This is a genomic window from Caballeronia sp. INML2, assembly GCF_023631365.1.
GTDB lineage: Bacteria > Pseudomonadota > Gammaproteobacteria > Burkholderiales > Burkholderiaceae > Caballeronia > Caballeronia turbans.
Window position 1 is genome coordinate 53,849 of the sequence record NZ_JALQDH010000111.1, and the last position, 11,778, is coordinate 65,626.

Annotated in this window: 14 protein-coding genes and 1 pseudogene; 6 read left to right on the forward strand and 9 right to left on the reverse strand. The window is 60.7% G+C overall.

Annotated features, from left to right (window positions below):
* Window positions 1–22: 22 nt before the first annotated feature.
* From NCT32_RS32755 to NCT32_RS32765, 3 genes are all read left to right on the forward strand, one after another.
* Window positions 23–1,138, forward strand: coding sequence for a PHB depolymerase family esterase (locus NCT32_RS32755; RefSeq protein ID WP_061118423.1), 1,116 nt, complete (start codon window positions 23–25; stop codon window positions 1,136–1,138).
* Window positions 1,139–1,282: 144 nt separating this feature from the next.
* Window positions 1,283–1,777, forward strand: a complete 495-nt coding sequence (locus NCT32_RS32760; protein ID WP_061118424.1) for a ferritin-like domain-containing protein — start codon at window positions 1,283–1,285, stop codon at window positions 1,775–1,777.
* Between the two features lie 175 nt (window positions 1,778–1,952).
* Entirely contained in the window at window positions 1,953–2,369 is a 417-nt protein-coding gene (locus NCT32_RS32765; RefSeq protein WP_250491280.1) for a response regulator, read from the forward strand.
* A gap of 63 nt (window positions 2,370–2,432) precedes the next feature.
* On the opposite strand, the gene NCT32_RS32770 is transcribed toward NCT32_RS32765, so the two are convergent.
* The 7 genes from NCT32_RS32770 to NCT32_RS32800 form a co-directional block, all read right to left on the reverse strand.
* A complete protein-coding gene (locus tag NCT32_RS32770; RefSeq protein WP_061118426.1) occupies window positions 2,433–3,308 on the reverse strand; it encodes a manganese catalase family protein in 876 nt (291 codons plus the stop codon).
* Window positions 3,309–3,550: 242 nt separating this feature from the next.
* Window positions 3,551–3,727, reverse strand: coding sequence for a hypothetical protein (locus NCT32_RS32775; RefSeq protein WP_250478323.1), 177 nt, complete (start codon window positions 3,725–3,727; stop codon window positions 3,551–3,553).
* A 68-nt stretch (window positions 3,728–3,795) separates the two neighbouring features.
* The gene (locus NCT32_RS32780; protein WP_061118427.1) at window positions 3,796–4,698 is read right to left on the reverse strand and encodes a YsnF/AvaK domain-containing protein; all 903 of its coding nucleotides are present in this window, start codon (window positions 4,696–4,698) and stop codon (window positions 3,796–3,798) included.
* Between the two features lie 52 nt (window positions 4,699–4,750).
* Window positions 4,751–5,227, reverse strand: coding sequence for a YsnF/AvaK domain-containing protein (locus NCT32_RS32785; RefSeq protein WP_061118428.1), 477 nt, complete (start codon window positions 5,225–5,227; stop codon window positions 4,751–4,753).
* Between the two features lie 30 nt (window positions 5,228–5,257).
* The gene (locus NCT32_RS32790; RefSeq protein WP_061118548.1) at window positions 5,258–5,974 is read right to left on the reverse strand and encodes a hypothetical protein; all 717 of its coding nucleotides are present in this window, start codon (window positions 5,972–5,974) and stop codon (window positions 5,258–5,260) included.
* A 379-nt stretch (window positions 5,975–6,353) separates the two neighbouring features.
* The gene (phaP, locus tag NCT32_RS32795) at window positions 6,354–6,920 is read right to left on the reverse strand and encodes a TIGR01841 family phasin (protein ID WP_143756339.1); all 567 of its coding nucleotides are present in this window, start codon (window positions 6,918–6,920) and stop codon (window positions 6,354–6,356) included.
* 213 nt (window positions 6,921–7,133) lie between these two features.
* Window positions 7,134–8,009: a PHB depolymerase family esterase gene (locus tag NCT32_RS32800; protein WP_061118430.1), complete on the reverse strand. Its 876-nt coding sequence runs from the start codon at window positions 8,007–8,009 to the stop codon at window positions 7,134–7,136.
* Between the two features lie 647 nt (window positions 8,010–8,656).
* Here NCT32_RS32800 and NCT32_RS32805 point away from each other — a divergent pair.
* Window positions 8,657–9,301 carry a hypothetical protein gene (locus tag NCT32_RS32805; RefSeq protein WP_061118431.1) on the forward strand — a complete coding sequence of 215 codons (645 nt, stop codon included), beginning with the start codon at window positions 8,657–8,659 and terminating at the stop codon, window positions 9,299–9,301.
* A gap of 42 nt (window positions 9,302–9,343) precedes the next feature.
* Here the strand turns inward: NCT32_RS32805 and NCT32_RS32810 are convergent.
* Window positions 9,344–9,436 (reverse strand): annotated as a pseudogene (locus tag NCT32_RS32810) (cupin domain-containing protein); the annotation flags it as partial.
* 268 nt (window positions 9,437–9,704) lie between these two features.
* On the opposite strand from NCT32_RS32810, the gene NCT32_RS32815 reads away from it, so the two are divergent.
* Window positions 9,705–9,929 carry a hypothetical protein gene (locus NCT32_RS32815; protein WP_061118432.1) on the forward strand — a complete coding sequence of 75 codons (225 nt, stop codon included), beginning with the start codon at window positions 9,705–9,707 and terminating at the stop codon, window positions 9,927–9,929.
* Between the two features lie 15 nt (window positions 9,930–9,944).
* Here NCT32_RS32815 and NCT32_RS32820 read toward each other — a convergent pair whose 3' ends face one another.
* Window positions 9,945–10,934, reverse strand: a complete 990-nt coding sequence (locus NCT32_RS32820; RefSeq protein ID WP_061118433.1) for a sulfonate ABC transporter substrate-binding protein — start codon at window positions 10,932–10,934, stop codon at window positions 9,945–9,947.
* 394 nt (window positions 10,935–11,328) lie between these two features.
* On the opposite strand from NCT32_RS32820, the gene NCT32_RS32825 reads away from it, so the two are divergent.
* Complete coding sequence (locus tag NCT32_RS32825; RefSeq protein WP_061118435.1) at window positions 11,329–11,550, forward strand: hypothetical protein; 222 nt, start codon at window positions 11,329–11,331, stop codon at window positions 11,548–11,550.
* Window positions 11,551–11,778 lie beyond the last annotated feature (228 nt).

Below are 11,778 nucleotides of genomic sequence, written 5' to 3' on the forward strand. Positions count from 1 at the left end.
CAACATACACACGGTAAATAAGATGAAACTCAATGAAGGTTTTCTGGACTCGATGAAGGCAGCGTTTGCGCACTTTCGCGAGAGCGATCCCGTCGCAGCGACGGAGGTGATTCAGCGCGCCTTGCGCGGCGCGCCGGCAAGCGCGGCGCCCGAAGCACCGGCTGCGTCCGCAGCACCGGCAGCACCCGCAGCGCGGGACGCGAAGGAAGAATCAAGGGCGTCGCACATCGCCGACATCCTGCAAAAGTTCGGCCGTGCCAGGCCGCACACAAGCAAGCCCGAAGTCGAAGATCGCGGGCATTTCAGCACGCGCAGCTACTCCGGCGCCGCAGGCCAGCGCAATTACAAGCTCTACGTGCCGAGCGGTTATCGCAATGAGCCGCTGCCGCTCATCGTCATGCTGCACGGCTGCACACAGGATGCAGACGACTTCGCCGCCGGCACGCAGATGAACGCGCTGGCCGAGCGACACGATTGCATCGTCGTCTATCCGGTTCAACCGCAGGGCGCGAATCCGTCGAAATGCTGGAACTGGTTCAAGCCCGCCGATCAAAACCGCGAGAGCGGCGAGCCTTCGCTGATCGCTGGCATCACGCGCGAGGTGATGGCAAGCCACAACGTGGATTCGAAGCGCGTGTATATCGCCGGCTTGTCGGCAGGCGGGGCGATGGCGGCAATCATGGCGCAACGCTATCCCGATCTATACGCTGCGGCAGGCGTGCATTCGGGTCTTCCTGTCGCGAGCGCGCACGATTTGCCGTCCGCGCTCGCCGCGATGCGTGGCGGCAAAGGCCGCGCACAGTCGCGCGCGGCGGACGCGCCCAAGTGCCCGCTCATCGTGTTTCACGGCGATGCGGATACGACCGTGCATCCGGCCAACGGTCGGGACCTCGTTCGCGGATTCAGCGTGAACGCCTCCGCGGCCAGCCAGCCGTCAGCCGGGGCGGCGAGCGCGCGCAAGCATACGGTCGCCCATCTGAAGTCGTCAGACGGCGTGCCTGCGGAGCTTTGGACCATCCATGGCGCACCGCACGCATGGTCGGGCGGCAGCCCGCGCGGTTCTTATACCGATCCGTCCGGGCCGGACGCCAGCGCGGAAATGATGCGCTTCTTCCTTGCTCATCCGCGCGGTCATTGAGCGCACGGACCACTGACACCGCAGCCGGGATCGAATGTCGATACCCGGCGCGACGGTAGTGAATGTTGGCATTGGGTATCCGACGGCATGGCGATTGCGGTGAGACAGGGTGCACCGCACATCCGCCTATTCCAGGAGAATCCCATGGCTGCCAAGACCTTGAATGATCTGTTCATCCACGCCCTTTCCGACGTGTACAGCGCCGAAAAGCAATTGACCAAGGCGCTGCCTAAGCTGGCGCGCGCCGCAACCCATCCCGAACTTGCCGCCGCTTTCACGACGCATCTTGAAGAAACGCAAGGTCAGGTCGAGCGAATCGACCAGGTCGTCGAGGCTTGCGACATCAAACTCAAGCGCGTGAAGTGCGTCGCGATGGAAGGCCTCGTCGAAGAAGGACAAGAACAGATCGAAGAGATCGAAAAGGGGCCGATTCTCGATGCCGCGTTGATCGCAGCAGCGCAGAAAGTCGAGCACTACGAGATCGCGACGTACGGGACGCTCGCGACCCTCGCGAAGAAACTGGGCTACGAGCAGGGGATGAATCTGCTGCTGGAGACGCTCGAAGAAGAAAAGGCCACCGACACCAAGCTGACAATGCTGGCCAAACAAGAGCTTTCGGAAGCAGAGGTCGGGAAATAACGATTACGAGAAGGCGGTCGGGCGCGGGGTTCGCTCGCGCCCGCTGCGCGGCCCCGTTTGAAGGCTTCCAAACCAGTCAGAACGTAGTGGAACGCTGCGGTTTGCTTCATTCGGCAGTCTCGTCCGATCGGGAATGCCAAGTGCGCGTGATGTTCCTGACATCCTGGAGAAGACAATGCGCACACACACAGGAGCCCGGCTACTCCTGGCCGACGACGATAGCGTGACGCTTCAGGCTTGCGCAGACGCACTGGTGCTCGAGGGATTCGAGGTTCGCACCGCGATCGATGGATATTCCGCACTGACAGTCATCCTGAGTTGGCAGCCCGATATCGCGTTGCTCGATATAGAAATGCCGGTCATGGACGGGTGCACGGTCGCACGGAACGTTCGGACCGTGGCTTCAAAAGCGCCCCCCTTGCTGATCGCGCTGACGGCTTTGAACTCTCTTCCGGATCGATTGGCCTCTATTCAAGCGGGATTCAACTATCACTTCACCAAGCCTGTTCAGTTCGAAGCGCTTCTGCGAACGCTCGACTTTCATCTTGACAAGTCGATCAGGCACTTTCCGCCAGTCGATGGCAAGGCCTGACAGCCAATGCAAAAAAGCGGCCCATCCTCGGGCCGCTTTTGCATTGCTATTACACCAACCCGATCACGCAGCTTGGCCTGCTCCGAGTTCAGCACCCGTGACCGGGTCGCTGCTGGGATCGGACGCCGTGCGTGCAGCCATGGCTTGCAGCGTTTCGACATCCGCCGGCGTCACCGTGACCGTCGCCAATCCATCGCCGCCATCCACTGCGGGTTGGGGATCGCCGACAAACGTCCACTCCGGTCCGTCGTTCCACGGGCCACGCGTGACTGCCGCGTCGCCCTGCGACATCTTGTAGTAGACGCCCGCGAATTCCGGGAAGCCGGGAAGCTTGCCTTGCGGAAAGTTCGGCTGTATCGAATGAAGGGCTTTTTCGAATGATTTCTGATGCGCGATCTCTCGCGTCATCAAAAAGCCGAGCGTGTCGCGAATGCCCGAATCGTCCGTTACGTTGATGAGCCGCTCATAAACGATCTTCGCGCGCGCTTCGGCCGCGATGTTGGAACGCAGGTCGGCAGTGGGTTCGCCGATCGTATCGACGTACGCGGCCGTCCACGGCGTGCCGGCCGAGTTGATCAAGGCAGGTCCGCCGCCATAAAGCAGGGATGTGGTGTGCGAATCGTTGCCGCCGCCTGTCATCGAGCGATAGAGTTCTGCCTCGCTCTCGACCGCCTCGGCTAGCTGGCCTTTCGCACCCTTATTCAGCATCGCGATAATCGAACCGATGATTTCCAGATGGCTCAATTCTTCGGTCGCGATATCGAACAGCAGATCCTTGCGACCCGGATCGTCCTCGCCCACGGCCTGCGTGAAGTATCGGCATGCAGCGGCGAGTTCGCCTTGCGGTCCCCCGAACTGTTCGAGCAACAGGTTGGCGAGACCGGGATTGGGCGCTGCGACGCGCACGGTGTATTGGAGGCGCTTGTTGTGAATGAACACGACGTTTTTCCTTTGAAGAAGAGTCTTCGCCATGTGCACGAGACGTCCCGTATTTATCGGACGCTCTCGCCAATGACGATATTTCGCCGAGCAGTCCCGCGCCAGAATTGACGCGGCACGCCTTCTGATGAAGGCGCTCAGTTCTCAAAGCGAAAATCGCTTTGGCGTGGTTAGTTTCAGTTATCGGGTGTCGATAAGACGGGTGCCTGCATCTCGCGTTGAGAGGCGGCACCGCAAGTGGGCTAACGCTTTGCTTTGCGCTTTTTTGCTTTGGCAGGTGTGAGCGCCGCGGTCCAGAAATCGACCACGCCGCGTTTCGCTGCGGCATTCGCACGACCGCGCGCCGAGCCGATCACCGTGTTCGCACCGCTCAGCCACATGCTCATGAACGGATTCTTTTTCGTCCAGGGATTTTTCATGGAATGTCCCTCACAAGAGCCAGGGCGAGCGCCATTCAGAGACGCCCGGCAATCGCCCCGGTTTTCATTTACACGGATTTCGTCGGCGTCTTTACGATCGCATCGTCCGCGCTTTGCGTGCCGGGCGGACGTTCTTGCTCCGCCGTCTTGAGACCGGCCGTGCCGGCGCCGACATGCTCGACTTCGACGTCCGTGCCGCGCAAGGTTTCGTTGATGGTTTCCGTGCGTTCGGTTGCCTCGCGGCCTACGACGACCTCTTCGATGACGTGTGCCGTCTTGGCCACCACTGCATGTTCAGCCGTCTCGCGAATTTCCACCGAACCTTCCTTCAGATCGGCGGCCGTGGCCACGCGATCCACCGGCCGGCGCTCGATCGTCGCGTGGGCTTCGCGCAGATTCACGGTCTCGGAAACAGGCGTTTCCGTGGCACGGGAGTAGACGCGCACGCCACCGGTCTCCACTTCGCGCTTGCCCACGTCGAGCGATTCACGCGTCACCGCGAACGCTTTGCGATCCGCGGCAACTTCATCCGGCGTGTAAGCCTTGGCGGTGGAGTCGAAGCCTGCATAGCCATTGCTCTTCCATTGCGCTACGCGTTCATCGATATCTACGGCGCCTGCTTCATGCAGAGTCGAGCGCACCAGTCCGACGTGCGCTTCATCGACCACCGTGACGGTGAGCAATGCGCCGCCGCGTCGGACGGCTTCCTGATAGTCGCCCACCTCGTCCGGCCGATCGTCTGCGCCGAACATATTGCTGAAGAAATGTTCGATCTTGCCGAATACGCCGACTTCGTCCGTCGTCGCGGTCGACGAGCGCGTATCGACCACCGTGCGCTCGCCGGGCACGTTTGCTTGACCGGTGGCGTGCACCTCCATGTCGGCGCGGTCGAGACCGCCTTGGACTAGGCGCGAGACAGCGGTCTCAGCATCCTGAAACGAGTCGAATACACCTACGATTGCCTGAGTCATGTGTAGCTCCGAATATATGTTGTCAGCCTGACGGCCGGCCAGAAATTGAAATCTATACAGCGGGATTTGAAGCGGACTCGCCCACGCCTGAGGACGGTATCGCGGGGTCCGCGATCCAGTCTCCAGCTGATCCGACTCGTCTTTCTACGACGACTTCCTGACGCTGCACCTCGGCGACGTGGACGTCGGACGTGGTGGAGACGACCGTCGTAATACGCAGCTCTTCTCTGAGCATCAGCCGGAGTTCGGTCACCGGCACATACTCGAAGACGGGCACGATCAAGGTGTCGCCCTCTTTGCGCGGAGCGAACTCGGCATCGACGAATTTATTGACTGCAACACGTTCCATCTGCACGGCGGTGCTGTGCAGCAGAACGGGAAGCTCACGCAGTTCGGTATGGGTGATGGTGCGAACGCGAACCGCGCCGGTTTCCTGTTCGTGGGCCGAAAGGGCTAGCCGTTCCTCGCTAGCAGTCAGCGTAGCCGAGTCGCTAGCGAGTTCCCGCATAGGTTCAGCGTCACTGCTCATGTCCGTGCTCCGGTTCGCGAGGCGCGTCGCTCAGTGCGCAGGACGGCTGCGCGGTGCGGTGCGGTCAGTCGAGCGGACGTTATCGTCCTCGTAGGCAGCACCGCCGGCGTCCTCGAACCGCGGCTGATGACGAAAGCCCGCGCCACCCGAAACAAGGGCGATGATCGCGCCGACCACGAGTGCCGCGAAAGAGAACCATGAGGCACGGGCAACGCCGCGCGCTGCCGTGTCGGCCGCCTGGCGCGTATCGGCTTCAGCCTGAGGACTGGAGGCCATGGCGGTCGCCGAGGCCACCGCGCCCTGAACCTGAGCCTTGAGCGAACCCATCATCGTTCCACTGGCGGCGGACGGATTCGCGGCGGCGGTCACCGTCGCGCCTGTCGATGCAATATTGCCCGCGGTGTTGACGGCGCTGCCGACCAGCGACGTTGCACCGTAAGCCATCACGATGATCATCACCGCCCAGGCGAGGAGGCCGTGAAGCCAGCCCAACACCGGCGCGCAACGGCCGGCGAAGTACGAACCGATGAATACAGCGATGACCGTCATCGCGATCATGTAAGCGCCCGAACCGAACGCGAAACCGCGCGTGGGGTCGGGCTGAGTGAGCGGCGACAGGACCGACGCTCCGATAGCCGTTCCGAGCACCGTGAGAATGAGGTAAGCGATCAGGGACAGGATGACCCCGGCGATGACGGCACCCCAGGAGATGCGGGGAAGACCGTCTTGTGTAGTGAGCAGGCGCATGTTCGAATCCATATCGTTAGGAAGCCGAAAAACATTGAGTTTTCGGAGGTGGTGCTGAGGTTGGTAGCGCAACGGCTATGCCCAGGGGGCGAAGCGAATGGAGCGAGGCCTTATGCGCACGTTCCGTTGCCCGGATGAGCGCAATTAAGCGATATCCACTCAATCTATGAGTGCCGATGGGTCTAATTACCCGTGGACGCTACGGCGACGGATGCGCTCGAAAGAGTTCGAGCTGAGGGAAGTTTCAAGGAGCGGGACTGGCTGCCACGCGAAGTTCGCTGGGCGTGGTCGACCGGCCTTCGGCATACAAAACCCGCTCGAAAGCGGGTCCTTGTTTGTTGCTGCAATGGGTCGTGCTGAAACGAGCAGACCCAGCTATTCAATGCTTTTGATTCGGCTTGTTCACCGACTGCATGGCGGTATCGGCGCCGGTCTTCACGGCATTGCCCGCGGCCGAGACATTCGACTGGGTTTCCTTCGCGAGTGAATCCGCCGCGTTCGCTGTGGCGTCGAACGATGCCGAGGTCGCCTGCTTCAGGTTTGTCTCCACAGCCGCAGCAGCCTTTTCGGACGCCGCGGATGCGTTTTCCACCGCGGTCTTTAAGACCTCGTTGACTTGACCGCCATACGAAGCGAACTGGCTTTGCGCCTCGCGCACCACATCCTCACCGGTCGCCGAGACAATTGCATAAAAATGGCGACTATACGATGCCGATTTTTCCTGAAACTGCTTGAGCAAATTCGATTGCCATTCGCTCACGTCGTTCCCGTTCTCAGGCGTTAAATTAGCTGCACCCTCGTTTTCGGAAATGAGCGTTCTGACCGTTTGCACATTCAATTGCGTCAGCTTTTGAAAACCGTCCATATATTTATCGGTCAGGCTCATCCAGGCCTGGAATTTGGCTTTTTGAAACGCTGCTACTTGTTGCGGAGAGATCATGAACATGGAATATCCCGTGGAAATTTAGAAAGGGTTTGAATCCGAGGCAACGCGGCAAATCTGTTGTTGCACCGCACAGTGAAATTCATGCTACAGCATTAAATTCGAGCGTCAAGCCTTATTTCAGTTAACCCGGAATCAAATTCCCCACTCGTATTTTTTACGCCGCCCCATTTCGATAATTCACTGAATGACTTGGAACAGGTATAAACGACCCATTTAATCTTCCAGCACGCCGCCTGATTGAGCCGCATATCGTGCGTCGGCGACGGTGTCGAAGAACCGCATCATCTCGCGCGCAGCGTGCGGTCCCCGGGCGTCGGTATGCGTGGCGTTCGAATCGCCGCCCGACCAGGCGTGCCCAAGCCCGTGAATCAGCCACTGTTCGCCGAAAACCTCGCCGCCGCCATGACAAAACGTATTGCGGGTATAGGGATAGCCTTGCTCCACTTGTCCAAGCTCGGTCGTAACCGATGCGCGCGCGTCCTCGGTCCCGGCCATCAGGTTCCGATGCATCTGCATGAGGACCTCGGCGTTTTGCGGATGCACCGTAGTGTCCTGATCGCCATGAAAGACGATAAGGGGCACCGCGCGGCGCACGCCTATCGCATCTCGCGCGGCGCTCAACAGGGGCGCGCAGGGTCCCATCCTCATTGCGGACATCGCCGAAAAGGCTTCGTCGGCGACGCCGAACGCCAGGCCGGAATGAATTCCAGCCGCCGCGTAAAGGTCGGGGTGGGTGACCGCAAGATTGACCGCCATCGCGGCACCCGCCGACATTCCGGCGATGAAAACCCGCGTCGGGTCGATCTCGTAAGATGCCATCACCTCGCGCGTGATGCCTGCGATGATGGAGGCTTCGCCGGAATCGCGGAGCTGATCCGCCGGCCGAAACCAGTTCCAGCATCGGAACATATTGGCACTGGTTCCCTGCTCGGGATACACGACGATATGACCGCCGCTTTCAGCGGCCAGATTCATTTCGGTGCCGAGCGCAAAGTCGTCGGCGTCCTGGCCTGCGCCGTGAAGCATGACGATCAACGATGTAGCTGCGCCGTCATAGCTCGATGGCACGTAGACCTTGAATTCATGCACGCCCGTGGGGTGGGAAAATCGGCCGGAGAGCCATTGCGGGCCCGGTTGCAGCGCGCGTTCGGTTTTATTGCCTGATTTCGGTGAGTGCGAATCGAGATTCGATGCTTCGGTGAAATCGTCATTAGGAACGGCCGAAACGAATAACCCTACTCTGGGGGTAACTGGCTGTCGAAGGGCGGATGGCTCAAATTGCTTCTTGCGGCTGCTACGTTGAAATTTTTCATTGGACGCTTCTATTTAGAAATGACACAAGCAAGTGTCAAGCGTGGATCGGATACAGGCGTGTCACCGGGCGGCCAGCGAAACTCGAAATGGCCTATTTCCCGACGGGGGCAAACGCTGCAAATCAAGGTAGTCAGGGAAAAACAGATGCGGTTAGTGCGGCTGATCAAGATTTGTAATTGTGCGCTTCGATATCATCGTACTCGCGTTTACCCTTAACACGAAGGCGAAGATAAATACTTACGCGTGTCGGTACCACAAGATGTCGACATACCGGGTGGAAGCAGGCATACGGTCATCGTTTCCGGCAGCCGCGCCGAGTGCACGCGCATAGCGCAGAATAAGACTCTGGGCACTTATAGAACGGAACGTGCCTGAAGGAAAGCAAATCCATGGTCCAGAGACTACCCACTACAGAGAAAGCGATGAAAAAAGGAAAGACGAAAGTTACGCGTCAGGATGCCGAGCGGCTTTTTGAGGGCCTGCCGGCCGGCACCACGACAGCAGCGAGCCGACCGGAAAACCCATTCGGTGACGAGCCGTTCAAGGCAGCGAGCCGTGCCGACGACGAAGCCAAGCTTTGGAAAGACAATCTCATCACGCTTCCGGTGACGATCGAGTTGCCGAGTGGCTACGCGTCCGCGTCCCGCATGCGCGAGGCGCTTGCGCAGGCGTGGCGCGTGAAGTGGGTGAGAGTGACCGAAAACGAGGTTGTCGGCGATTTTCCTGAAGGATGGAAAGCCGTGCGCCCGGGAACAGGACCGACAGAGTTGCGAGATTCGTCCGACGTGGTACGCGCCGTCTACGGCTGGGCAAAGGATGCCGAGCTCAGGATATTGCCGCGCTACCTGGTGGAGTCGCAAGCGAACAGCACGAGCGGATTAGGCAGCGTGCTTGTCCGCGACCGCGAGACTGGCCAGGTCCTCGAGAGGTCATCGGTCTGGTCGGCGCAAACGGGTACGAATCATCCGGACTGGAGCCGGCTGTCGAGCTGGCTCAGCGCGCGCTATCCACACAATCGAGACCCGCTGCGGTACTGGGAAGACTGTGAGGCGAACGTCCCACGCTGAGTCGCTTTCGAAAAGGCACTCACGCGCGAATCTCGTAGCGAGCGTCATCGCGGTCGTCGACGTCGCGCCGTGCCTGTGCTTGTGCCCGGGCGGACACTGGATGACATCGCCTGCGGGGATTCCGAATCGCGGCTCCCTGCCTCGCTCGATTTGCAACTAATCGTCTAGTTCGTCTGTAGTCCGAGACAGCTACGCCAATCATCTGCGCGCCTCGTCAAGAATTAATTCGCTATCCAAAGCATCCCCGCTACATCGAAAAAAGACACGAAGCGCGCTGTGATGACCAAACGATGCCGCCGCTGATTTGCTTTCGCCAAAGCATTCGTTGGCGATGCGCGCATCGCGCTTTAGCATCGGGCGCCAGAGATGATTTCACGCTCTGGCGGCTTTCCAGGAAAACTTCATGCGATACAAGGGATATGACGTGGCACCGTCCGCACATGCGTTGCCGAGCGGCCTGTATGCGGCGAACCTGATTATCGAGAGCCACACGGCGGCGAGCGGGGCATCGTTTACGTTCGATGCGCTCGACTACTTCTTCGAGCCCGATCACGCCATCGCATATGCGGCGCGCTGGGCCCGGCTATGGATCGATCAGCGCAGCAAGTCCGCGCGCGCCGGTGCGTGACAGGGCGCGCGGCGCTCAGGCGAGATCGGGCGGTGCGGCCTTGAGCACATCGACGTGCTTCGGTATGAGGCCGAGCTCGACGAACGTATCGGCGATCTGCTGCTGCTCGCCGATGATGTCGCGCGTAATGACCTCCGTGCCGAACGCCTGCCGGCTCACCGCGAGTTCTACGACAGGTTGCGGCAAGCCCCAAAGCCGCGCGAGCTCGCGCGCGAGTTCGTCCGGATGCTGCTTGCCCCACTGATCGACCGCCTTGATTTCCTCGATGACGATGCGGATCACATCGGGATTCTTCGCCACATAACGCTGCGACGAAAAATAGTAAGCGCGATTGCCGACGACGCCGCTCGTATCCGCCACGATGCGCGCATTCAGCGTCTTCTGCGCCGCGGCGAAGAACGGGTCCCAGATGACCCACGCATCGATGGAGCCGCGCTCGAACGCGGCGCGCGCATCGGCGGGGGCGAGAAAGGCCAGTTCGACGTCGCCATACCGGAGACCGTGCTTGCGCAGCAGCTTCACGAGAAAGTAATGGACGTTGCTGCCCTTGTTGAGCGCCACGCGCTTGCCCTTCAGATCCGCCGCCGCTCTGATCGACGATTGCGCGGGGACGATCACGGCTTCGGATTGCGGTCGCGCGGGCGTCGCCGCGACATACGCGAGCGGCGCACCGGCCGCCTGCGCGAAGATCGGCGGCGCCTCGCCGACGTCGCCGAAATCGATCGAGCCGACATTGAGCGCTTCCAGTTGCACGGGGCCGGCGGAAAACTCCGTCCAGCTCACGGATACGTTGAGCGGCGCCAGCCGCTTTTCCAGCGTGGCGCGTCCCTTGAGCAGGTTCAGATAACCCTTCTGGTTGCCGATGCGAAGCACGCGCGGCTCTCCTTGCGCGCCCTGCTGCGCGAAGGCTGCGGGCATCGCGGCAAATGCGGCGGCGCTCGCCGCGGCGCGCGCGGAAAGAGACAGGAAAGCACGGCGAGCAGCGATAGGTCTACGTTTGGACATGACGGGAATCCGGCGTTTCTAAGGAGCCTCAGATCGTAGAGCGAAGGCGCATACGGACCAACGTAGCAATGGAGATAACGCTATCGTCATCGCGTTCATATGCTTGTGCTTCCGGTGGATAGCCGATTTCACCGCGTTCGCGCGCAACGCCGGGCCGAATCTCTCAGTCTGCTTTCGGACCTGGACTGGTGCGAAGCCGTGGGCGGGCTCTGGTCGGCGACGCACAGACAGTGGCGGCGCGCTGCAGGAATATGCAAAGGCCGGCGCGGACAGCTTCGTGCTGCCGGGCTATTGGCGTTTGAATTTCCGCTTCGCCGGGCAAGGGGCGCGTCACGACCGGCGCGTCACGGCCCGCGGTGAAGAAGCGGAGTTTGTCATCGTAAGGGAGGAGTAGATGAAGATGGCTCACCGGGTCACGTCGTCGACGAGCGGCCCCGAATGGGGACTGGTGTTCGGTTTGATCATGACGGCGATCGGCGTGGCACTGTGGTACCGCGGCGTGTCTTCGTTCGCCGATACGGTCGACCAGTCGCTGGGTGTCGCGGCCTTGCTCGTGGGCGTTTTCATGTCCGTGTACGCCGGCCGCGAAACCCTTCACGCGAGACGGCGCAAGTAGCATCGGACCCGGCTGTCTCGAACGTTCGGGCAGCTACTCGATCTGCAAGGCTTCGTTCGAGAATCCCGCGAAGGCGCTCGACGGCGCATCGGGGGTCGGCGTCAGCGCAGGCTACGCGATCGGCGCGACGCAGCACGACCACGAGCGCCTCGACGATCAGATAACCGCCGCCGGCCCGCACGCATTATCGGTGGCTATATCGAAAGACAAAAAAGTCATTTCCGCTGT